The 22,878-nt window shown below is 59.2% G+C and carries 21 protein-coding genes; 6 read left to right on the top strand and 15 right to left on the bottom strand.

What is annotated here, in order from left to right; genetic code table 11:
- Nucleotides 1–5 precede the first annotated feature (5 nt).
- On the top strand, nucleotides 6–803 hold the full coding sequence (locus tag BR48_RS0118450) for an ABC transporter ATP-binding protein (protein ID WP_027232666.1): 798 nt from the start codon (nucleotides 6–8) through the stop codon (nucleotides 801–803).
- Here the strand turns inward: BR48_RS0118450 and BR48_RS0118445 are convergent.
- Nucleotides 793–1,476 (bottom strand): class I SAM-dependent methyltransferase, encoded by a 684-nt coding sequence (locus BR48_RS0118445; RefSeq protein ID WP_027232665.1) that lies wholly within the window; start codon nucleotides 1,474–1,476, stop codon nucleotides 793–795. The two genes, BR48_RS0118450 and BR48_RS0118445, sit on opposite strands and share 11 nt — an antisense overlap.
- Before the next feature lie 155 nt (nucleotides 1,477–1,631).
- On the opposite strand from BR48_RS0118445, the gene BR48_RS0118440 reads away from it, so the two are divergent.
- From BR48_RS0118440 to BR48_RS0118430, 3 genes are all read left to right on the top strand, one after another.
- Nucleotides 1,632–2,423 (top strand): pyrroline-5-carboxylate reductase dimerization domain-containing protein, encoded by a 792-nt coding sequence (locus tag BR48_RS0118440; protein ID WP_027232664.1) that lies wholly within the window; start codon nucleotides 1,632–1,634, stop codon nucleotides 2,421–2,423.
- A 12-nt stretch (nucleotides 2,424–2,435) separates the two neighbouring features.
- Nucleotides 2,436–3,425 (top strand): GlxA family transcriptional regulator, encoded by a 990-nt coding sequence (locus tag BR48_RS0118435; protein WP_027232663.1) that lies wholly within the window; start codon nucleotides 2,436–2,438, stop codon nucleotides 3,423–3,425.
- 362 nt (nucleotides 3,426–3,787) lie between these two features.
- On the top strand, nucleotides 3,788–4,612 hold the full coding sequence (locus tag BR48_RS0118430) for an alpha/beta hydrolase (RefSeq protein ID WP_027232662.1): 825 nt from the start codon (nucleotides 3,788–3,790) through the stop codon (nucleotides 4,610–4,612).
- A 56-nt stretch (nucleotides 4,613–4,668) separates the two neighbouring features.
- Here BR48_RS0118430 and BR48_RS0118425 read toward each other — a convergent pair whose 3' ends face one another.
- The 8 genes from BR48_RS0118425 to BR48_RS0118390 form a co-directional block, all read right to left on the bottom strand.
- Complete coding sequence (locus tag BR48_RS0118425) at nucleotides 4,669–6,096, bottom strand: gamma-aminobutyraldehyde dehydrogenase (RefSeq protein ID WP_027232661.1); 1,428 nt, start codon at nucleotides 6,094–6,096, stop codon at nucleotides 4,669–4,671.
- Between the two features lie 22 nt (nucleotides 6,097–6,118).
- Nucleotides 6,119–6,928, bottom strand: coding sequence for an ABC transporter permease (locus BR48_RS0118420; protein WP_027232660.1), 810 nt, complete (start codon nucleotides 6,926–6,928; stop codon nucleotides 6,119–6,121).
- The gene (locus tag BR48_RS0118415) at nucleotides 6,918–7,871 is read right to left on the bottom strand and encodes an ABC transporter permease (protein ID WP_027232659.1); all 954 of its coding nucleotides are present in this window, start codon (nucleotides 7,869–7,871) and stop codon (nucleotides 6,918–6,920) included. Before BR48_RS0118415 ends, BR48_RS0118420 begins: the two co-directional genes overlap by 11 nt.
- Entirely contained in the window at nucleotides 7,868–8,869 is a 1,002-nt protein-coding gene (locus BR48_RS0118410; protein ID WP_027232658.1) for an ABC transporter ATP-binding protein, read from the bottom strand. The genes BR48_RS0118415 and BR48_RS0118410 overlap by 4 nt, the downstream gene beginning before the upstream one ends.
- Nucleotides 8,870–8,995: 126 nt before the next feature.
- Entirely contained in the window at nucleotides 8,996–10,156 is a 1,161-nt protein-coding gene (locus BR48_RS0118405) for an ABC transporter substrate-binding protein (RefSeq protein ID WP_027232657.1), read from the bottom strand.
- A 129-nt stretch (nucleotides 10,157–10,285) separates the two neighbouring features.
- Nucleotides 10,286–11,194: a LysR family transcriptional regulator gene (locus tag BR48_RS0118400; protein ID WP_027232656.1), complete on the bottom strand. Its 909-nt coding sequence runs from the start codon at nucleotides 11,192–11,194 to the stop codon at nucleotides 10,286–10,288.
- A gap of 55 nt (nucleotides 11,195–11,249) precedes the next feature.
- Entirely contained in the window at nucleotides 11,250–12,833 is a 1,584-nt protein-coding gene (locus BR48_RS0118395) for a DHA2 family efflux MFS transporter permease subunit (protein ID WP_027232655.1), read from the bottom strand.
- 22 nt (nucleotides 12,834–12,855) lie between these two features.
- The gene (locus BR48_RS0118390) at nucleotides 12,856–14,046 is read right to left on the bottom strand and encodes an HlyD family secretion protein (protein WP_027232654.1); all 1,191 of its coding nucleotides are present in this window, start codon (nucleotides 14,044–14,046) and stop codon (nucleotides 12,856–12,858) included.
- 126 nt (nucleotides 14,047–14,172) lie between these two features.
- Between BR48_RS0118390 and BR48_RS0118385 the strand changes: the two genes are divergently transcribed.
- Nucleotides 14,173–14,820: a TetR/AcrR family transcriptional regulator gene (locus BR48_RS0118385; protein WP_027232653.1), complete on the top strand. Its 648-nt coding sequence runs from the start codon at nucleotides 14,173–14,175 to the stop codon at nucleotides 14,818–14,820.
- Nucleotides 14,821–14,884: 64 nt separating this feature from the next.
- Here the strand turns inward: BR48_RS0118385 and BR48_RS0118380 are convergent, their stop codons facing one another.
- The 6 genes from BR48_RS0118380 to BR48_RS0118355 all read right to left on the bottom strand — a co-directional run bounded on the left by BR48_RS0118380 (nucleotide 14,885) and on the right by BR48_RS0118355 (nucleotide 21,926).
- Entirely contained in the window at nucleotides 14,885–15,823 is a 939-nt protein-coding gene (locus BR48_RS0118380) for a GlxA family transcriptional regulator (RefSeq protein ID WP_027232652.1), read from the bottom strand.
- A 165-nt stretch (nucleotides 15,824–15,988) separates the two neighbouring features.
- Nucleotides 15,989–17,104 carry a porin gene (locus BR48_RS0118375; protein WP_027232651.1) on the bottom strand — a complete coding sequence of 372 codons (1,116 nt, stop codon included), beginning with the start codon at nucleotides 17,102–17,104 and terminating at the stop codon, nucleotides 15,989–15,991.
- A 159-nt stretch (nucleotides 17,105–17,263) separates the two neighbouring features.
- Nucleotides 17,264–17,512 (bottom strand): hypothetical protein, encoded by a 249-nt coding sequence (locus BR48_RS0118370; protein ID WP_036814894.1) that lies wholly within the window; start codon nucleotides 17,510–17,512, stop codon nucleotides 17,264–17,266.
- A complete protein-coding gene (locus BR48_RS0118365) occupies nucleotides 17,512–18,747 on the bottom strand; it encodes an aminomethyltransferase family protein (protein ID WP_027232649.1) in 1,236 nt (411 codons plus the stop codon). Before BR48_RS0118365 ends, BR48_RS0118370 begins: the two co-directional genes overlap by 1 nt.
- Before the next feature lie 4 nt (nucleotides 18,748–18,751).
- Nucleotides 18,752–20,320, bottom strand: coding sequence for an NAD(P)/FAD-dependent oxidoreductase (locus BR48_RS0118360; protein WP_027232648.1), 1,569 nt, complete (start codon nucleotides 20,318–20,320; stop codon nucleotides 18,752–18,754).
- Nucleotides 20,307–21,926 (bottom strand): NAD(P)/FAD-dependent oxidoreductase, encoded by a 1,620-nt coding sequence (locus BR48_RS0118355; protein ID WP_027232647.1) that lies wholly within the window; start codon nucleotides 21,924–21,926, stop codon nucleotides 20,307–20,309. Before BR48_RS0118355 ends, BR48_RS0118360 begins: the two co-directional genes overlap by 14 nt.
- Before the next feature lie 274 nt (nucleotides 21,927–22,200).
- On the opposite strand from BR48_RS0118355, the gene BR48_RS0118350 reads away from it, so the two are divergent.
- Entirely contained in the window at nucleotides 22,201–22,872 is a 672-nt protein-coding gene (locus tag BR48_RS0118350) for a TetR family transcriptional regulator C-terminal domain-containing protein (protein WP_027232646.1), read from the top strand.
- Nucleotides 22,873–22,878: the final 6 nt, after the last annotated feature.

Below are 22,878 nucleotides of genomic sequence, written 5' to 3'. Positions count from 1 at the left end.
CGCTCATGCCACTCTCCTGTTCCAACGTGTCGGTTGCCTATGGAGAGCGCAGGGCGCTCAACCAGTTCGGCCTTTCGCTGGAGCAGGGAGAAATCCGCGCGCTCATTGGCCCTAACGGTTCGGGCAAGAGCACTGCCCTTCATGCTTTGGCCGGATTGATCCGACCGGTCGAGGGCCGGGTGCTCCTTGGCGAAACGCCGGTCGCAACCTTGTCACGGCGAGCGCTTGCCAAGAAGCTCGCATTCCTGCCGCAACAGCCGGCAGCGCCGGACGAATTGACCGTGGCCCAACTCGTTCGGCAAGGGCGCTATCCGCATGTGGGATTATTCCGCTCCTACGACAGCACGGACGAAAAAGCCATCGACTGGGCGCTAGAAAGCACTGGATTGGGCGGTCTCGCCGACCGCAGCCTCAACGAGCTTTCGGGCGGCGAGCGCCAGCGGGCCTGGATATCGGCCGCTTTGGCGCAGGAAGCAGCCATTCTTCTCCTCGATGAACCGACATCCTTCCTCGATATCGGCTACCAGGTGGAAGTCCTTGACCTTATCCACCGCCTCAGCCGCGAAAAAGGCGTCACCATCGTCATGGCAATCCACGACATCAACCAGGCGATCGCCGTTAGCGACCGCATTTCATTGTTGGAGAAGGGCAGGCTTCGATTTGACGGCTTGCCGGAAGACCTGGCCGGCAGCGGGTTGATCCAGGATATTTTTCGCGTGAGAGGCCGTTTCGTTCAAGTCGCCGCCGACAGCCCGCCGCACTTTGACGTCGAGCTTGCCAGGTTGCAGCGGCCTATGGTTTGACCAATCGGAAGACGATCTTGGTCTGCGTATAATATTCGAGCGCGTCGGCGAAATTCGGGGTCCAACCATCGGCCACGAAGGGGATAAAACCATTGAATTCAAGCTTGCGCGCCGAAACTCCGAAACCCGCCTTCTCGAAGGCGCGCCCGTAATCCGTGATCGAGCGATCCTGTACGATCGTATTGGTCCGCTTGGCCACAAGCTCGCGCCATTTCGGCCACAGCGGATTGTCCATATGACAGCCGGTTACCGCATAATAGACGCCGCCGCGCTTCAGCGCCTGCCAGATGTCCGCGGCATGCGCATCGATATCGGGAACGAGGTAGATTACTTCGTGACTGATCGCGACATCGAATTGATCCGCCCAACCCGTAAGACTGCTTGTGGCCTGATGCTGGATTGGCAGGTTGCCTTTCAGTGCCTCGGCCTTGGCGACGGACGTGTCGGCGATATCGACGCCAAGAGCCTTGTGAAAGGGCCGGATCGCATAGAGATGCCTCAGAAGGCCACCTTGATTGCAACCGAAATCAAGCACGCTCTTGGCGGTAAGATCCTTCTCCACGATAAGGTCGATAAGGTGCCGCCAGATCGGCGCATGACCGTCGGCCATCTTGTCTTCTGCATCGGGATCGATATACCACGTGCCGATGTTTGCTGATTGAGTTTGAGCCATACCTGTCTCGTTCACCGGGATCGGAGCGCGGTTTTACAATGGCTTGTCTCGCTTGGCCAGCGTCTCAGACGTGTAAAGCCGTAAGACGACAACCATATGTCGCGGTCATGGAACCGCAGATCGCGTATGATGCTTGAAAGCAAGGAGGTCCCCGCATGGTTGACATCGGTCGCGTAGGCATCATTGGAGGGTCGGGGTGGCTGGGAACAGCCATAGCGAAAGCTCTTGTCGGTTCGGGAACAGTCGGGTCTGAACGGCTCACTTGCTCGTTCCGCAGCGGACGACCAGAAAATTCGCTCGGCTGTCATTGGACGTCTGACAACACGCAACTCGTAAATAATTCTGATGTCATTGTGCTCTCGGTGCGGCCGAACGACTGGAATGCTGTCGATATCGACGCCGCGGGAAAATTAGTGGTGTCGGTAATGGCCGGTGTGACGATCAAGGACATCAAGCAACGAACCGGCAGCAACAGGGTAGCCCGCGCACTGCCCAATGCGGCAGCAGAACTCGGCTATTCCTATACCCCCTTCTTCATCGATTCGCCTGAACCCGGAGATAGCGATACGATAGCGAGGCTGTTCCGCAGTTGCGGCGTGGTCGACGCGGTCAGCCAGGAGGAGCACATTGATTACTTCACCGCCATGTCGGGTTCGGGCGCTGCATTCCCGGCCTTGCTCGCCGAAGCGATGATGAATCATGCGGTCGCCCGGGGTGTTTCCCCTGACGTCGCGCGACGCGCCGCACAGCAGGTGATCATTGGCGCTGGCCGGCTTCAGGAGTTCAACGGCGCATCGCCATCCGAGACGGTCAAATCGTTCGTGGACTATAAGGGGACGACGGCGGCAGGCATCATTGCCATGCGGCAAGGGGGCTTTGACGCCGCGGTGGACACCGGTCTTGATGCCGCTTACCGCAAGGCCAAGGCATTATCGACGACGCCATAGAAGGACTGACGGATGAATGCGAGACCCCTGACCTCCGAGACGGCGCGATTGAAAATCGGATTCGTGCTCGCGCGTTCCTTCACTCTGTCGGCCTTTGCCATGTTCGTCGATACGTTGCGGCTGGCAAGCGATGAGCTCGACCGTTCTGGACGGGTGCATGCCGACTGGCAGGTGCTCGGCAGCACCCGGCATCTGATCACGTCAAGTTGCGGCGTCGAGGTGGCTCCGACGTCGGATTTCGTTGATCCCGGCCAGTTCAGCTACATCGTGGTGGTCGGGGGGCTGTTGACCGTAGAACGCCCCATCGACAACGACACGATCGCTTTCCTCAAGCGGGCAGATCTGCAAAAGGTGCCTCTGATCGGCGTGTGCACCGGATCGTTCATTCTAGCGGAAGCCGGATTGATGGATCATCATGAGACGTGCGTCAGCTGGCTACACTACCAGGCATTCAGGGAGCGCTTTCCTGATCTGGCGGTACGTTCGGATCGACTGTACAACCTCGACAAGGCGCGCGGATCATGTGCTGGCGGCACCAGTGCCGCCGATCTGGCGGCGTCGATCGTGCGCCAGTCGATCAGCAGGGACGCCGAACGCAACGCGCTCGAAGTGCTGCAGATAGAACGGGCACGAACTGCGCTGGATATTCAGCCGCGCAGGCCGCTGGATATCGACTGCAGCGACGATCGCCTGAAGTCGATCCTGATCACCATGGAACGGCATGTCGAGGACATTATCAGCATCCCCGACCTCGCAGCGTCTGTCGGCATCTCGCGTCGCCAATTGGAGCGTCTCTTCCATGAAAAGACAGGCCGCTCGCCCGCCCAGGCCTATATGGCGTTGAGACTGCATCGCGCACGGGCGCTGCTCCTGCAGACCAAGGCGCCGCTGATCGAGATCGCCATTGAGGTAGGCTTTGAGACCGCGGGGCACTTCATAAAGGCCTTCAAAAAGGCTTACGGGGAGACGCCGGGGCGGGTACGGGGCGCAACGACGCACTGATACGCAGAGTGCGCATGTCTGTACCAAACGATTGCGTGCGATCCATTCAGCAGGCCTCGTCCCTTGCTACAAGCCACCTCACGCTAGAAACAAATGCGCCCGCCGCTGCCAGGGGTTTGCAGCAGCGGCGGGCCAAGTTTCAAGTCTAGAGAGGGGAACTTGAGATATCGACAATATTGAGAGGATCAGCACGCCGCAATCAGCACTAACCCTAGCCTCTGCCGAGAAAACTACGTAGAGCAGCCAATGATTGACTTCGATCGGAATATTTCCCCGATAAGTTGTGTCTAGATGGCATTTGCTTTCGGGCGCGGCTGCAATACCCTCCGTCCGTCCAATTCAAACCGTCAGGAGAGAGCGATATGCCAACGATCAACACAAAGGATGGGGTCGAGATTTTCTACAAGGACTGGGGAGCAGGGCAGCCCATCGTCTTCAGCCACGGGTGGCCGCTATCGGCGGACGATTGGGATGCGCAGATGATGTTCTTCGCCAACAACGGTTTTCGCGTCATCGCCCATGATCGGCGCGGTCACGGGCGTTCAAGTCAGGTGAGCGACGGCCACGACATGGATCATTATGCCGATGATCTTGCTGCATTGACCGAAAAGCTCGACCTGAAGAACGCCATTCACGTCGGCCATTCCACCGGCGGCGGGGAAGTCGTGCACTATATTGCGCGTCATGGCGAAAGCCGGGTAGCCAAGGCGGCGATCCTGAGTGCCGTCCCGCCGCTCATGGTCAAGACCGACGCCAACCCCGGCGGACTGCCGAAGGATGTATTCGACGACTTCCAGAAGCAGCTCGCCGCAGGCCGCAGCGATTTCTATCGTGCGATAGCCGCCGGCCCGTTCTACGGCTACAACAGACCCGGCGCAAATGTGTCGGAGGCCGTGATTCAGAACTGGTGGCGTCAGGGCATGATGGGCGGCGCCAAGGCGCATTATGACGGCATCGTCGCCTTCTCGCAGACCGATTTCACCGAAGATCTGAAGAAGATCAAGGTCCCGGTACTCGTGATGCACGGCGACGACGACCAGATCGTTCCTTATGCCGATTCTGCTCCTTTGTCGGCAAAGCTTTTGCAGAATGGAACGCTCAAGACCTACAAGGGCTTCCCGCACGGCATGCCGACGACGCACGCGGAGACAATCAACGCGGACCTTCTCGCATTCATCCGCAGCTGATCGACGCGGCGGGGCCGACCCTTGGCCCCGCTTCTTTTTTTACAAGGCGCAAGGCCTTACCCATGATTGATCATGATGTGGCGCACGGCCGTATAGTCCTCCAGCGCATAGACGGACATGTCCTTGCCGTAGCCTGACTGCTTCACGCCGCCATGCGGCATCTCGTTGGTGAGCATGAAATGCGTGTTGATCCAGGTGCAGCCATACTGCAGGCGTGATGCTGCCTGCATCGCCTTGGTGATGTCGCGAGTCCAGACCGACGACGCCAGACCGTAATCGCTGTCATTGGCCCAGCTAACTGCCTGCTCGTCCTCTTTGAACCGTGTCACGGAAACGACCGGTCCGAACACTTCCCGGCGCACGATTTCGTCTTCCTGCGTGGCGCCGGCGACCACCGTCGGCTGAAAGAAAAATCCATTGGTGCTGCCGGGGCCGCCGCCCGTCGTGATCTCGATGTGCTTCTGTTCCGTTGCCCGTTCGACGAAGCTCGCAACCCGGTCGCGCTGGCGTCCCGAGATCAGCGGCCCGATCTCGTTGACCGTGTCATCAGGGTCGTTATAGCGGATTGTCGACACCGCCGAAGACAGGTCGGCTACAAGGCGCTCATAAATGCTGTCCTGCGCGTAGATGCGGCAGGCCGCAGTGCAGTCCTGGCCGGCATTGTAGTAGCCGAACGTGCGGATGCCATTGACGACGGCTTCAAGGTCGGCGTCTCCATATACGATCACCGGCGCTTTGCCGCCAAGCTCGAGATGGGTGCGCTTGACGGTCTTGGCCGCCGCCTGCAAGACTTTCTTGCCTGTCGCAATGTCACCGGTAATGGAAACCATGGCGATCTTCGGATGGTTGATAAGGGCGTTGCCGACGGTCTCGCCGCGGCCAAGGATGATGTTCACGACACCTTCAGGCAATATTCCGGCGAGCAGGCGCGCCATTTTCAAGGCTGTAAGCGGTGTCTGCTCCGATGGCTTGAACACGACTGTGTTGCCCCCCGCGATCGCTGGCGCGAGCTTCCAGGCCATCATCATCAATGGATAATTCCATGGGGCAATCGAGCCGACGATGCCGATCGCATCGCGGCGGATCATGGAGGTATGTCCGGGCAGATATTCTCCGGCAACAGGGGAGGTCAATGTTCGAACCGCTCCGGCAAAAAACCGCCAGCAGTCGATGATGGCCGGCAGTTCATCGTTGCGCACCGCATTGATCGGCTTGCCGCAATTCAGTGCTTCGAGCGCGGCAAAACCGTCCGCCTCCGCTTCGATGGCGTCCGCAATCTTCAGAAGATACCCCGCGCGCTCGGCCGGCGTCGTCCGCGACCAGCCCAGGAAAGCTCCTTCGGCGGCATCTACCGCCGCGTCGATCTGACTGTGGGAAGCCTCGGCGAGATCGATAATCCTGGCGCCGGTCTTGGGATTGAGGATCTGTTCCTCCGTTTCCGTTCCGGCTTCGAACCTTGACCCGATGAGCAATTGCGTATCCATGACATGTTCTCCCATAGTCTTATTATTTGCCTGAACCGGCGATCTGGTCGCCGTCACGTGTGAGGTAATAGGCGGCAAGGATCGGCAGGAACGTCACGAGCACCACTACCATTGCCACGACGTTGGTGACGGGCCTTTGGCGCGGACGAATAAGCTCCTGCAGCATCCAGATCGGCAGTGTCGATTGCTGGCCACCGGTAAAGGTGGTGACGATCACCTCGTCGAACGACAGGGCGAAGGCGAGCATGCCCCCGGCCAACAGGGCGGTTCCGATGTTCGGCAGGATGATGTAGCGGAACGTCTGGAAGCCGTTGGCGCCGAGGTCCATCGATGCTTCCATCAGCGAGCCGGAAACGCGGCGGAAGCGGGCCACCGCATTGTTGTAGACGACGACGATGCAGAAGGTCGCGTGACCAAGGACGATGGTCCAGAACGAGAAGGGTATATCGGCCAGGCTGAAGGCGGAACGCAGCGCAATGCCGGTGATGATGCCGGGCAGCGCGATCGGCAGGATGACGAGGAGCGAAATCGTCTCGCGGCCGAAGAAGCGCGTCTGGCTCACGGCGGCGGCGCAAAGCGTGCCGAGAACTAGCGCCAGTATGGTCGATACCGTCGCGACACGCACAGAGAGAAACAGCGCCTGCCACACATCGGGCCGTTCCCAGGTCACGGCAAACCATTGGAGGGTCAGGCCGGGCGGCGGGAACTGGTAGCTCTTGTCTTCGGTCGTGAAGGCATAGAGAAAGATCAGAAGCAGGGGCACATGCAGGAAGAGGAGGCCGCAACCGGCAGCGATTTTCAGTCCGAGCGGGGCAGAGCGATCAGAGCGCATCGAATGCCCCCATGCGCCGCGCCATCCACAGATAGAAGCCCATGATCAAGATAGGGACAACGGTGAACGCCGCTGCCAGCGGTATGTTGCCCGCCGTGCCCTGCTGCGCATAGACCGCCTGTCCAATAAACAGCCGCGACGAACCGATGATCTGCGGAATAATGTAGTCGCCGAGCGTCAGCGAGAAGGTGAAGATCGAGCCCGCGACGATTCCCGGCAGGGCAAGAGGGAAAAGGACATGGCGGAAGGTTTGTTGCGGCGTGGCCCCAAGGTCGGAAGAAGCTTCGATGAGGTTGCCGGGGACCCGTTCGAGCGCTGCCTGGATCGGGAGTATCATGAACGGCATCCAGACATAGACGAAGACGATGAACGTCCCCGTATAGCTGACCGAGAGGGAATTGCCTCCGATGACCGGGAGGGAGAGCCAGGCGTCGAGCAGCCACATCAGATTGAGCTTGGTCAGAAACCAGGTGAGGATGCCTTCCTTGGCGAGGATCAGTTTCCAGGCATAGATCTTCACGAGGTAGCTCGACCAGAGCGGCAACATCACGCCGAGGTAGAAGAAAGCCTTCCATTTTCCTTGCGCATAGCGCGCAGCATAGTAGGCGATGGGAAAAGCAATGACCGCCGAAACTAGCGTCACGATCGAAGCCATGAGAACCGTCCGGAGGATGATGTCCAAATTGGCTTCGTTGAGCAACTGGCCATATGTGGCGAGTGTAAACTGGTAGTTGATAAGCCCGGAGTAGTCGTCAATGGAAAAGAAGCTTTGCAGCAGGAGCGCAAAGAGGGAACCGAGATAGATTATGCCGAGCCACAGCAGCGGCGGGGCGAGCAGGAGCATGAGCAAAACATGCGGATGCTTCCACAGGAAGTCCGAGAGCCGCCCGCTCAGGCTGCCGCGATCGGTGAGGGTTGATCGTTGTTGCGCGATGGCGCTCATGACGCCTGGTCCATCAGGTGGAGATCGGCCCGGTCGAAACTCAATGTTACGCGTCCGCCTTCGGCGGGGACCGTCGCTGCGGCCGGGCTCATCACGTGGATGCGCGTGCCATTGACGCTGACGAGGATGCGGTTGGTCGCACCAAGGAAGCTGCGCGACACGACGGTGCCGTCAAGCACCAGCTTACCGTCGCCAGCGCGGCCGAGCGTGATAGCTTCGGGGCGCAGGCTTGCATAGCGGTTGGCAGCGCCAAACTGGCTGACGAATTCCGGTGGCAGCACGTTCGACGAACCGACGAAGTCGGCGACGAAGCGCGTCTGCGGTCGCTTGTACACCTCCTCCGGTGTGCCAAGCTGTTGAATTTTTCCATCATTGAACACAGCAATGCGGTCGGCCATCGACAAGGCCTCGCCCTGGTCGTGGGTAACGAAGACAAAGGTGATGCCGAGCGACTTCTGCAGGGACTTCAGTTCCTCCTGCATCTGCTCGCGCAACTTCAGATCGAGCGCGCCGAGCGGCTCGTCAAGCAGAAGTACTTTCGGTTTGTTGACGAGCGCACGGGCGAGCGCCACGCGCTGGCGCTGGCCGCCCGACAACTGCCCCGGACGCCGCGAGCCATAGCCGGGAAGCTTCACCATGGCGAGCGCGTCCTCAGCCGCCTTGCGCCGCTCGTCCTTGCCTGCGCCCTTCACCATCAGCCCGTAGGCAACGTTGTCGAGAATATTGAGGTGCGGAAACAGTGCGTAGTCCTGAAACACCGTGTTGACGCTGCGCTTGTAAGGTGGAACGCCCTCGGCGGTTTCTCCGAAGATCTCGATGTGACCGCTCGTCGGTTGTTCGAACCCGGCCATCAGCCGCAGGCACGTCGTCTTGCCCGATCCCGATGGGCCAAGCATTGCGAAGAACTCGCCTTCAGCGACTGCCAGATCAACTGCATCTACCGCACGAACGGCACCGAAATGGCGGGATACGTTCTGGAATAGAACAGCAGGTGTCATGGCCTTGCTCCACTAAGTTGGGTTATGATTGGTCCGGGCCTAGCCTATGCAGTTCGCGATCGACCGGCGTCCATGGCCGGTCGACAAATCTGCAAACATCAAGCGGCGTAGCGGCAGTGACCGGTATCAGCGTCCGCCAATGACGGCGATATAATCCGAGACCCAGCGGTTGTAGGGAATGCATTGGCCCTGTGATTCACACTTGGCAACCGGCGTCTTCCAGAACTTGATCTTGGCGAAGTCGTTATAGCCGTTGGCGGTGCAGCCCTCCTCCGTCAGCAGTTCATTGCCCTTGCAGGCAGCACCGACCGAAGGATTGGCGCCGAACCATGCCGAAACGTCACCCTGCACCTTGGGCGAAAGTGAATGTTCGATCCACATATAGGCGCAGTTGGGGTGCTTGCTGTCAGCGTGCAGCATGGTCGTATCGGCCCAGCCTGTCGTTCCCTCCTCCGGGAAAACCGATGCGACCGGCTGTTTCTCGCCTTTCAGAAGATTGACCTGGAACGGCCAGGATCCCGATGCGACAACACCCTCATTCTTGAAATCGTCAACCTGTACCATCGCATCGTGCCAGTAGCGGCCAGCGAGCGTGCGCTGGACGCGCAAGATGTCGAGCGCCGCCTTGTACTGATCCTCATTCAATTCATAGGGATCCTTGATGCCAAGCTCGGGCTTGTGGAACATCAGGTAGTTGGCAGCGTCGGCAATGTGGATTGGACCATCGTAAGCCTGAATCCGGCCCTTGTTGGACTTCCCGTCCGGCAGATTCATTTCCTCGAACACCACGCTCCAGCTCGTCGGTGCCTTGTCTTTGAAAACATCCGTATTGTACATGAGGATATTCGGACCCCAGACATAGGGGACGCCGTAATGGACGCCATCAATCGTATGCCATGGCGCATTTTGCATGCGCTCGTCGATGGTCTTCCAACTCGGGATAAGATCAGTGTTGATTGGTTGGACCCGCTTGCCAGCGATCAGGCGCCGTGTCGAATCTCCGGATGCGGTCACAAGATCGAAGCCGCCTTCGTTCATCAGCGCTACCATCTCGTCGGATGTGGCCGCCGTCTTAACGGTGACCTTGCAGCCGGTTTCCTTTTCGAAGCCGGTCACCCAGTCGTAGTTCTTGTCTGTGTCGCCTCGTTCGATATAGCCAGGCCAGGCGACGATCGAGACTTCACCTTCACCTTTGCCGAGTTCCTTCAGCGCTTCCTGCGCCATGACCTGTGTCGCGAACACCAACGAAAGCGTTAGCGCAGTGCAGGATTTGAGTAGCTGCTTCATGTTCGAATCTCCCCGATTCGGCCGCGATTTTGCGAGCCATGTTCCCTGAGAAGAGACTGCCTCTGTTTCGCTGCATTCGCAAATTCATTTACGAGAAGGTAGGTATCGGAAATTCCGATATCGCCAATGTTAACGGGTGCGCCCGCTACGAAGCGCTTCGGCTATGCCGACGAAATCCCGCGCCGCCTGCGGCAGGCTCGAGCCCTTGCGCCAGACCATGCCGACCTGCACGACGGGGAGGGCGCCCGAAACGTCGCGGCTTTCGATGCGGTCGCCTTCCAGTGACCACGGGCGGTACACGAGATCGGGAAGAAGGGCGATGCCAGCACCCGTCGCCACGAGACTACGCACGGCTTCAACCGAGCGCGTGCGAAAGGCCACGTGCGGACGGGCACCAAGAGCGGTCAAAAGCTTGCCGGTATTCTCCTCGATTTCGTCGACGGTCAGCATGATCAACGGCTCCTTGGCGATATCGTTGATCGAAATGATGTCGGCGCTGACCAGCGGATGCCCGAGGGGCAGCCACAATCGATAAGGCGAGGTCTCGATAATTTCAGCCTGTAGCGCCATCCGATCGCGCAGGTTGGAGATCACCATCACGGCGACGTCCAACTCGCCTCCGATGAGCAGATGTTCGAGATAGGAACCATTGTCCTCGATGGCGCTCACTTCGACGCCGGGACTGGCACGGCGAAACCGGGCAAGCAGGTCGGACAGCACATACCCTGCCACCAGCGAGGTGACGCCAAGGTGCAGCTTTCCACCCATGGCTGGCGCATCGTTGGAAAAAGACCGGCGCGCATCGGAAACGTCGGCGAGGATCTTCGTCGCGTGCCGCAGGAACTGGTGCCCGTTATAGGTGATATCAAGCCCGCGCGGATGCCTCTCGAAAAGTTCGACGCCAAGGTCGTTTTCAAGTTCCTTCACTGCTTCGGTGATGGATGACTGCGATATGGAAAGATTCTGTGCTGCTCTGGTGACGGAGCCTTGCTCCGCCACCGCTACGAAATATTGCAGTTGCCGCAGTGTAAATGCCATGCCACGAGTTAATGGCCCTGCGCGCAATTGGCAAGGCGCGAGGCATTGGCAGCCTTCAGTGTGCGCCGGCCGCTGCAGGGCCTCTCGGCTTTTCGGCGAACAATAGGGCAATTGCCGCAATAGCAAGCAGGACGCCAATAACCGCAAAGGTGTCGCCGAAGCCGAGGATCAACGCCTGTCGCTTGACAAGCCGGCCAAGGACGACGACGGCCTGTTGGGCGGCCAGGGCGTGATCGGAAACGCCGTGGGCGATGAAATAACCCGTCAACTGGTCGAGGCGCTGATGAACCTCGTCGCGCGCCAGGGTCACAGACTGGCCGATGATGTTCGAGTGGAACTGTTCCCGCTTGGTCAGAACGGTTCCGAGCGTTGCCGTACCGACCGCGCCGCCGAGATTGCGCAGCATGTTCGTCAAACCCGATGCTGCAGCGGCGTCGGCGGCGGCGATCCCGGCCGTGGTGATGGCAGTGATCGGCGTTAGGACAAGCGCCTGCCCGATTGCACGAACAATGTTCGGGATCCAGAATTGGTCGCCGGCATTGTCGGGTGAAAGCATGACGTTCATGAAACAGCTGACAGCGAAGATGCTTATGCCGAGAAAGCCGATGTAACGGGCGTCGAAACGTTTCATCAGCATCGGTACCAGCGGGATCAGCAGCAATTGCGGCAGACCGGTCCAGGCAAGGACATTGCCGATCTGCTCGGCATTGTAACGCTGCACCTGCCCGAGGTATTGAGGCAGGATATAGACGGTGCCGAACAGGGCGACACCGACCAGAACGTTGACGACGACACCGATGGCGAAGTTGCGCTGCTTCAAGAGGCTGAGTTTCACCAGGGGTTTGTCGACCGTTAACTCAATCCAGATGAAAGTCACCAGAAAGACGACGGCGACAGCGCTGAGCTTCAGGATGAAGGGCGAAGAGAACCAGTCCTCCTTGTTGCCCTCTTCGAGCACGGTTTGCAGAGCCGATAGCCCGACAGCCATCGTGAAAATGCCGGCCCAGTCGCCTTCCTTCAGCAGATGAAGCTGCATCGGCGCCTTGTCCAGCGTTGCCGCCAGGGCAACCGCCATGACGGCGCTCGGAACCGCGTTGATGAAGAAGATCGTTTGCCAGCCGTAATTCTCGGTAAGGTAGCCGCCGATCGTCGGGCCAATCGCCGGAGCGAAAGTGACGGACAGGGCGAACAGCGCAAGGCCAACCGGCTGTTGTGCCTTTGGCAGCTTCGTCAGCACCATGGTGAAGGCCATGGGGATAAGCACGCCGCCGGCAAAACCCTGCAGGCCGCGCATGACGATCATCGAGCCGAGATCATGCGTGAAGGCACAGGCGATCGAAAACAGCGGGAATAATATCGTGTTCACCAGCATGTAGCGGCGAAACGAAAAAACGCTGCTGAAGTAGGCCGTAAGCGGGATGACGACGATTTCGCCGATGAGGTAGGACGTCGAGATCCAGGCGCCGTTATCGACGCCGGTGCCGATGCCGCCTTCGATATCGAGCAGCGATGCATTGGTGATCTGGATGTTGAGGATTGCCATGAACGCGCCGATCATGCCGGCGAGTACGGCTATCCACTCCTTTGTGCTTGCGCGCGGCTGCGGCACGGCTGGGGCGTTGAATGTGACGGCAGACATGACACGATCCTCCTGCCGGCCATCAACGGCTCTGACGCTGGGCAGCGTCGGGCTTGGTGTCGATGCTTGGTTGAACGGACATGCCGGGCCGCAAGTCCCCGGCCGCGGCACTATCGGCATCGAGGACGATCTTCACGGGAATGCGCTGCACGACCTTGGTGAAGTTGCCGGTCGCATTGTCCGGCGGCAGGAGCGCAAATTCCTGTCCACTCGCCGGAGCAAGGCTATCGACGTGACCGTGATAGACCCGGTCCGGAAACATATCGACGTCGATATCGACCGCCTGGCCCGCATGGACATCGGTAAGCTGCGTTTCCTTGTAATTGGCAATGACGTAGACCGAAGCTGTCGGCACCACCGTCATGAGCTGCGTTCCAGCCTGGACATATTGTCCGACCCGCAGCGTACGGTTGCCCACGACACCATCGACAGGCGCAATTATCGTGGCATAGGACAGGTTGAGTTCGGCCTGGTGTTGAACAGCAAGATCATGCTCCAGAGCCGCCTTTGCCTGCGCAAGTTCGGCCTTGAGCAGGTCAACCTGCTTGGTCGCAGCGTCCAGGGCAGCGCTATCGCGAACGACCGTGGCCTTTGCCGCCGCGATCTGCGAGGCAGCCTGCTGTGCATTCTGGATGTTGCCATAGCCGCTGGTTGCGAGCGTCGCATAACGCTTGTTGTTCTGTTCGGCAAAGATTGCATTGGCCTGATCGACATCGACCGTGGCGCGCGCGGCTGCGATGATCGACTCCTGAATCTCCAGCGAGGCTTGCTTTGCTTCGATCGTGGCCTCGGCGGCAGCGACATCGCCCTTTGCTTGTTCAAGTGCGGTCTTGAAATCGCGATCGTCGATGCGGGCGAGCGGCTGACGGGCCTTCACCGTTTCGTTGTCCTTGACCAGAACTTCGGCGATATAGCCCGAGATTTTGGGAGCGACCGAACTATTGTCCGCCTTGACATAGGCGTCGTCGGTTTCGACGTTGAAACGGCCAACCGTCCAGTAATTGTGGCCGTAGTAGACGCCGCCGGCCAGCAGCACGATCGCGGCCGTCCCGAACAGCAGACGTCGGCCGCGTTTTCGCGCCGGCTTTGCGTCGGCCGCCGGTGTCGGCACAACGTCAGGCACGAGTACGGGCCTGCCGGCTTCCGCGGTTGGTGCAGTTTCGTCGGGCTTGGCGACATTATTGTTCAAGGCATGCAGCTTGCTCATTTTGATCTCCGAATTTACGGGTCGCCGTCACTTCGGGCTGCGGCCTTTGTCGATAATTTCCATTTAGGAAACTTGATGTTTTCCAAAATACGCTCTATAAATGACTTGTCAATAATATTTTGGAAAATAAGGATGGTCGTAATTCACAAGATCGAGAAGCGCCCCCGAGGACGCCCGCAAATCCGTTGCGACGATGATACGAAGAGCCTCATCATCGAAGCTGCCAATGCGCAGTTTCATGAGAGCGGCTACGCCGCTGCGAGCATTAGCGCGATCGCGCAAAACGCCGGCGTTTCCACCAAGACCCTTTACCGGCTTTTTCCCACCAAGGCGGATCTGTTTGCCTGTATGATTTCCGATCGAATCGGTCGCTTTTTCCTTGCGGTCAATCCCGATGCGCACGCAAACGAGGATATGAGAGAAGGTCTCGAACGCATTCTGACGGCCTACGGCATGCTGACGCTCTCGCACGATACGATTGATATTATCCGGCTTGTCATTGGCGAATCCGACAGGTTTCCCGAGCTCGCGGCATCGTTCTATGAGCGGGCTATCGTCAAAACGAATACGGTGATGGAGTCCTGGCTCCGTGATCAGATCAAGCGGGGGCTAATAGCGCTCACCGATCCGCATGCTGCCAGTGGCATGCTGCGCGGAATGATGGTGATGGAGCCGCAGCGGGCGGCGATGCTGCGCCAGGAACCCGCGCCGCAGAGCGAAGAAATTGTCGCCCGCGCAAAAATGTGCGCTGAAATCTTTCTCAAGGGTTGCGCAATCTAGCACCTCCAAATCACATTTGCTCCGCTCGGAGATTACTGAACCTGAAGCGGCTTTTTGGATCGGCTCAGGCGGAAAGTCTGGAGATCCGCCGCATGGCCTGCGGAGGCTGGCCAAAAGCGCGCAGAAACGCGCGGCGCATCCGCTCGCGGTCGGCAAAGCCGGTCTCATTTGCGATCATGTCCATGGAGAGGCGGCCTTGCTCCATCAGCAGGCGCGCGGTTTCCACACGCAGATTTTCGACTGCCTTTGCCGGCGACTGACCGGTTTCCGCGCGAAATGCCCGGCTGAACTGGCGCGGACTCAAGTTCGCGGCATCCGCCAGGTCCTCGACCGAAAGGTCTTTCTTGAGGTTCTGCTTGGCGAAATCGACCGCCTTCTGGATGCGATCGGATTTCGGATCAAGCTCGAGCAAAGCGGAAAACTGCGACTGGCCCCCGGCACGGCGATGATACACGACAAGTTTTCGAGCGACTGTACGCGCTACCTCAGCACCGAGATCCTTTTCGACCATCGCTAATGCCAAATCGATGCCAGCGGTCATGCCGGCAGAGGTCCAGACCGGGCCGTCGATGATGAAAATCCGGTCCTCTTCCACCTTCACCCGGGGAAAGCGGTTATGAAGCTCGCGGGCGAAGGCCCAATGCGTCGTCGCCCGCCGATGATCGAGGATGCCTGCTTCGGCAAGCGTAAAGGCGCCGAGGCATGGCGCGGCAATCCGGCGCGATGTCTGCGTCGACTTCTGCACAAAGTCGAGGAGCGCTGGGGTTGCCGGTTGCAATGAAGTCCCGGCACCGAAGATGACCGTGTCGAATATCGACTTGCCGAAGGGCTCTGTCTCCACATTGAAGCCGGCCGAGGCACGCACCAGGCCGCCCGTCTCGGAGAGCAAGCTAATGGTGTACACCGGCTCGTTGACCGTCAGATTGGCGATCTCGAAAGCAGTGAGCGCAGCAAATCCCATGACTTGAAAGTCCGGGAAGACGACGAAACCAATGGTGTGCATATCGATGTCCTGAAAAATGGGATGTCTTGATATGCAGCATATTGTAGTTTTCAGACAAACAACAGCATTTTCGCTGACGCTCGCTTTCAGGACGGAAAACGCTGGGTTTGCCCCAAGAAAAACGGCCCCGAACGGGGCCGTTTCCTATCCACCGACAGTCGAGCGTTAGAAGTTGCGCTGGAAACGGATCGTTCCGCCGAGCGCGTCGTCGCCGCCGCCATTGGCCTCGGAAAATGCCCGGCGCGCGCCGTCAAACTTCGTGTAGTTGATTTCCGGCGTGATGACCAAGCCGGGGACCAGCGTGTATTCGACGTTGGCGGCCAGCGCCCAGGTCCCTTCCGATTCATAAGCAGCCTGGCCGTTGAGGTTTGCCTTGTCCGTGAGAGCTGCGGTAACGCCGGCCCAGGCAGCCCAATCGCCTTCCCAGGTGCCGAACCAGTTGCGATTGTTGGGATCGACGTCGCCCGTATCCGGGTCGAAATTGTCATCATAATCTGACTGGTAGCCGCCCATGACAAAAGCTGAGAACGTCTCGCTGAACTTTACATCAAGACGCAACTTACCCGCGAATTCCTCAACGTTGGAATCATAGCCGGCGACGCCGGAAATGCCGCCCCAGTTCTGTTCCCATTTCGCGCCCGCCAGGACATGCGGCATATAATCTTCAATGACGTAGTTGCCGCCGAGACCGGTGACGTCATCCTGGCCCTGTTCGGCGCCGATCATGGCGGAGAAGCCGTTGCCGCCCGTAAACGTGTAGCTGACCTGATTGCTCTCGCCGGACTGATAGTTGATCACATCGTCATTGATGATGTTGCCGGCATAATTGGTCCACGAACCGAAGAGTTCGTCGGCCGTGCCGATGCGAAAGCCACCGAGTTCGATGAAGGCCTGGGAAAGCGTCGCGCCAATATCCGATCCGTTTTCGAATTCCACACGTGTTTCGGCATAGGAACGCAAGGTGCCGAGTTCGGTTTCGGAACGGGCATCAAACCGAATTTCGGCACGTGTCTTCTTGTACCAGGTTTCGTTGTCGTCGGCGCCGACATTGGTGCCGTCATATGGATCATCGCCGCCGGCGGCATCGTAGCGGACATAGCCGTCGATCTTCAGGCAGGTCTCGGTTCCAGGTATGTAGAAAAACCCGGCGCCATAGGCGTCGCAAACGCGGACATATTCGACCGGTTCCGGTTCGGCGACCACGACAGCATCGGCGGCATAGGCGCCCGATGCACTTATGAGGGCGGCGGCTGAGCCGAGAAGCAAGCTCTTTATATTCATGCGAAGGTTCCCCTTTCCATCAGTCCTGGTCCCAGAGTGTCAGTTGCCCCGTGACGAACTCCCGTCACAGAAGTATTTCGATATGCTTGCTGAATGCAATTGCCTTGTCTCGGTTTGAACGCCTCTTGCTTGATATTTTCTTGGTTAGTGACATTAATACTACTCGTATGCTTCATTGAGCCTGTTGAGCCAGGCGATACCAACATGCTGGGATTTCAAAACGGCAATCGGGTCTTCACCGTCCATCCGCGCGCAAATCCGGTATATCTCGAGGGCCTCATCGCTCAATTCGCCGCGTTTGTTGAAATACATGGCCGCAGCGTAGCGGGCGCGGCCTGACCATTGCAGTCCGAGGGGCGTATTGAGCAGGGCAAATTGCTCGCGGGCTTCCTCGCCAGAGCCATTCATCAGAAATCCCCGGGCGGATTGGCCGTGCGCCGGTCAAGCTTGATGAACGGCCTCGGCACGACCCTGGCGCGCTTCATCATCTTTTCGTAGCGCAGTTCGCGCATCGCATAGATCTCGACCCAGAGATCTTCGGTGACCGTATCGCCATAGGGCCGTTCGAGACTCGCGATCGCAATATTGCGCTTGGCAAGGGGTGACCAGATGGCGGCACTGACAAGGCCCACTTCGCGCTTGCCCTTGTGATAGACGATTGCATGTTCGGCCGGGATGTTGCCTTCGATTTCCAGCCCAACGAGGACATGGCGCAACTGCTTCTTGAACCGCGCTCGCTCGATTGCCTTGCGGCCGTTGAAATGGCCCTTCTTCAAGTCGATCATGAACCCGAGGCCGATCTCGTCCGGCATGCGCGTGCGATCAGCGCGCAGCGCGTGGTCGGCGGTGATGAAGTCGGCATTGGCAACGATCAAGCCCGCTTCGATGCGGGCACGATTGAGCGATGCATAGCCTATCGCTCGAAGGCCCCGCTGCTCGCCGGCACGGAAAAGCCGGTCCCAAAGGCTGAGCGCCGCCTTTGCCTCGATGAAGAGTTCGTAGCCAAGATCGCCGGTGAACCCGGTGCGCGATATGGTGACAGTACCGGTCTCATGGGCGAATTCGGCAAGATCAAAAACCTTGAGCGCTTCGACCCCTTCGAAACCTGCGTCGCGCAACACCGCGAATGAAGCAGGGCCCTGCAACGCCAGTGCAGCCACCGCTTCCGTCTCTTCGACAACGGTGACATCGAAGCCGATCGCGCTATCGAGGAGCCAGGGCAAATGTCGCTCCTGACAGCACAGGCGGAACCGGTTTTGCGCAAGCCGGAAAAGAGTGCCATCGTCCAGCACATGCCCCTCGTCGTCGCACCAGGCGGTATAATGGACGCGTCCCGGCTTGAGCCTGGTCACATCGCGCAACGTCAGGCGATCGAGATAGGCCTCCGCATCCGGGCCATCGATGCGATATTTCACCATGGGCGAAATATCGAACAATGCGGCCTGGCTGCGGATCGCGAAGTATTCGAGTTCCTCGTCCCACAGCGACATGGGCGCCTTGTAGCCGCCCCAGGCGTGCCATTCCTCGCTCTGCATCAGGGCTTCAAGGCGCGGCTGGAAAGGCGTTGCAATCAGCGGCTTGCGAAAATGACCCTGTTTGCGCGTGCGGGCTGGCAAGAGCTTGCTCAAAGGTGTGTGTTCCATGGTCTCAGCCCTTCATTGCAATGATGCGGCGCGCGGCGTTGAGGCCCGGTACTCCGGATATGCCGCCGCCCGGATGCGAGCCCGCACCGGCGAGGTAAAGCCCGTCGATGGGGGTGTCGTACCCCTCGGCGCCGAAGACGGGACGCGACATCAGCATCTGGTCAGCCTGCAATTCGCCATGGTGCCAATGACCGCCGGGAATACGATAGCGCTGTTCGATATCGACCGGGGTCAGCAGTTCGGCATGGCGGATCGAGCGGCCGATGCCAGGGGCGTATCGCTCCAGTTGTGCGATGACCGCCGCCTGAAGTTTTGGCTTGCCAGTGGCCCAGCCCTCTTTCAGGGCGTAGGGCGCATATTGCACAATCGCCGACAATGTGCAGGCGCCCTCCGGCGCGAGCGAGGCGTCGACGAGGCTCGGCAAGGTGATTTCCATGACCGGCTCGGGCGAAAACTCACCGTATTTCGACGGGTTGAAAGAACGCTCGACATGATCAACCGAAGGAGCAATGACGAGACGACCGCGATGGCCGGCATCATCGACGCCGAGAAACTGTGGCAATTTGTCGAGTGCAAGGTGGAGTTTGGCGGCATTGCCGTGGGTGCGGATATTGCTGACGCGGCGAACGAAGCCCGTATCGAGATTGCGGGTTCCCACGAGATTGAGGAAAGTCGTCTTCGTGCTGATCGCCGAGACAACCGTATTGGCGCGCAGGATTTCGCCGTTTTCGAGGACCGCCCCGACGGCCTTGCCGCGTTCGACCAATATGCCGCCGACCGGCGCATTGGAACGTACGCGCACGCCGGCTTTCTCTGCGGCAGAACGAATTGCGGCGATGACAGCATCAGCCCCACCTGCAGCGCCGACCTGGGCGCCCGAGGCGCCGGCGACTTCGCCTGTCAATCGATAGTAGAGCCCGAGCAGCGAGGTGGGAGAGCGCGGGCCAAGGTGACTGCCGAGCGTTGCGTCGAAGGCGAGGAGGCCCTTCAGCCGGTCATCCTCAAGATGTTCGTCGAGGACGTCCGAAACGTTCATCAGCAGCATGCGCAGGAAGTCCCGCATCCCCTCCTTGCCAAGTCGTTTCAACGAAACGCCGAGCATTGCGAGGGCTGCGGTTTCCGACAATGCCATATTGCCGCGAAGGTCGGGAGGACGGCGGATCAGCATCGGCTTCAGGATCCCGGCGAACTGCAAAAGCTGTTCGCGCAATCGCCCCCACGCAGCGGTTTCGGAGGGCGCAGCACCTTGAACGCCTTCCCCGTAGGCACCGGTCAGCACAAGCGGTTGCCCCGTGGCGGAAAGCCCGATGCTCGGCATGAAGTCGGTCTGCGCAACGCGCAGGCCGTTGCGTTCGAGCTCCAGCGAACTCACCACTTCGGGATGGAGACGGTTGATGACATGGGCGAGGGTGGAGACGGAAAATCCAGGTGCGAATTCCTCGGTCCGCGTGCCGCCCCCGGTATCGTTTCCTGCCTCAAGGATCAGCACCTTGCGTCCGGATCGGCCAAGCGTTGCGGCCGCGACCAATCCGTTATGGCCGCCGCCGATTACAATTGCATCAAATGACGTCATGGGCAGGGCTCATATGTTTGGTGCCGCGCCTCAGGTCGCGGAGAATTTCAGCTGCAGCATTTCGTCCAGGGGCGCCCATCACGCCGCCGCCCGGATGGGTCGACGAACCGCACATGTAAAGACCGCCAATCGGAGACCGGTACTGCGCGTATCCAGGCACCGGTCGATTGAAGAGCAATTGGTCGAAGGTGAGTTCACCCTGGAAGATATTGCCTTCGGTCAGGCCGACTTCCGCTTCGATCTCACGCGGGGTACGGATTTCCATGTGCACAATGCGATCGCGGAACCCAGGTGAATAGTCGGCGATCTGTGAGATAACCGTCTCGCCAAAGGCGTCCCGGTCGGCGTCGGTCCACTCCCGGCCCTCCACTTTGGGCGGACAGTACTGCACGAAGCAGCTCATGAAATGCTTGCCGGGCGGCGCCATGGTGGGGTCCAGCGTCGTCGGAATGACCATGTCGAGGAACGGATCGGCCGACCAGCGTCCGGCTTTCCAGTCGTCATAGCCACGCTCCATGCGCTCGACAGTGTCGGTAAAGTGCATGTCGCCGCGATAGACGGGAGAGTCCTTCGGCAATGCCGGAAATTCCGGCATGGAGTCGAGGGCTATATTCACCTTGCCTGACGATCCGCGCATCTTGAAGTTCTTCACGCGGCGCAGGAACGGGGAGGGGAGTTCCTTTTCTTCCACAAGCTTCAGGAAGGTTCGTTTGACGTCGGCATTGGAGATAACCATCTTGCCGTGAATTTCGTCGCCATTGGCGAGAACGATCCCTTTGGCAATGCCATTGCGGACGAGCACCCGATCCACCTCGGCTCCGGTGCGGATTGTACCGCCGGAGGCTTCGAACGACGCGGCGAGCGCTTTAGTGACTGCTCCCATGCCGCCGCGCGCATAACCCCAGGCGCCGACCGAACCATCGACTTCCCCCATATAGTGGTGCAGGAGCACATAGGCCGTGCCGGGCGACATAGGACCAAGCGCGGTTCCTATGATTCCTGACAGGGCGAAATTCGCCTTGATCACGTCGGTTTCGAAATACTCATCGAGGAAGTCCGATATCGACATCGTCCAGAAACGCAGCGTGTCCGCCATTTCCTTTGCTCCAAGACCGGAGAATTTCTTGGCGAGAAACATGAGTTCGGAAATGTCGCGCGGGCGCAGGCTCGTCGGATCGGCAGCCGTGCGCATCAAGAGCGGCTGAATGAACCGGCACTGGCGGGTGACATCGCGGGCATAGCGGTCATAGGCCTCGGCGTCGCGCGGCGAAAAGCGGGCAAACTCGCGCCGATGCGCATTGTGATCACGGTAATTGGCAAGATAATCGCCGTCCTGGGTGAAGACCGCGCCGCCTTCATAGGAAATGACCTGAAGTCCGAAGCGGGGTAGCTCGAGATCGCGCATGATCTCCGGGCGGAACAGCGAACACACGTAGGAACAGTTGGAGTAGAGGTAGCCGGGCGTCAGCGAGCGGCTTGTCGCGGCGCCACCGATCCAGTCGTTCTTTTCGACGACCAGCACATCAAGGCCGGCGCGTTGCAGGTAGCAGGCATTTACGAGGCCGTTATGCCCGGCGCCGATTACAATTGCATCCCAGCTTTTCATGCGATTTCGTTCCACCTTATTTTCTTATTGCATAATTTCACACGGAAAATTGTCTTCTGTCCAGCAGATATTGAATGAATGTTCAACAAATTTGATTGCGTTTTGAAGACAGTCGGTTAATCTCTCCCCGACCGCGTGGATCGCGACGATAGCTAACCTTGGAGTTCCTGGCGCCCAATATGATGCAGACCAAGCTTGACAATGCATCCCATCGCTTCACTCATCCGTTGACCGGGTGCAGCTGCAAGCCGGCGCGATGCAGGAAGGGTCAAGAATGAAGGTCACACCAATCAAGGAAGCAGAGCCAGGCAAACGCGGCCGAAAGGCCTCGAAGGAGACGCGGCAGCTTCAGCTCATCGAGGCGACGATCGATTCGCTGGCCAAGCGCGGCTATTCGGAAACAACGATGGCGGATGTTGCCGATGGTGCGGGCCTGTCGCGCGGCATTGTCAACTTCCACTTCGAGAGCAAGGAAAAACTCCTCGTCGCGACCCTGCAATACATGTCCGAGGAATATGCGGTTCACTGGCGCAATGCGCTCGCCAAGGGAGGGGACGACCCGGCCCGGCAATTGGCGAGCGTCGTTGCCGCCGATTTCGATCGTGCGATCTGCAACAAGCGCAAGCTTGCCGCCTGGTGCGCCTTCTGGGGCGAGGCCAAGTCTCGGCCAACTTATCAGAGTCTGTGCGGCGCACGTGATGAGGACTACCAGAATGTCATCATCGATATCTGCGCGGCATTAAAGTCGAGCGGAGATTATGACTTCGACCCGATATCTGCGGCGCTGGCGTTGAGCGCAATGCTCGAAGGCTTGTGGTTGCGGCTGCTGATGGGAACGGAAAATGTCACGCGCGCGACCGCATATGCGGCGGCATGCGATCACCTCGTTTCGGTGTTTCCGAAGCACTTTTCCAGGGAAGAGCTGCGCGCAAGAAAAATTGCCTAACAATCA

The organism is Phyllobacterium sp. UNC302MFCol5.2 (genome assembly GCF_000686005.1).
Taxonomy (GTDB): Bacteria; Pseudomonadota; Alphaproteobacteria; order Rhizobiales; family Rhizobiaceae; genus Phyllobacterium; species Phyllobacterium pellucidum.
This window is presented reverse-complemented; position numbering and strand designations above follow the sequence as displayed.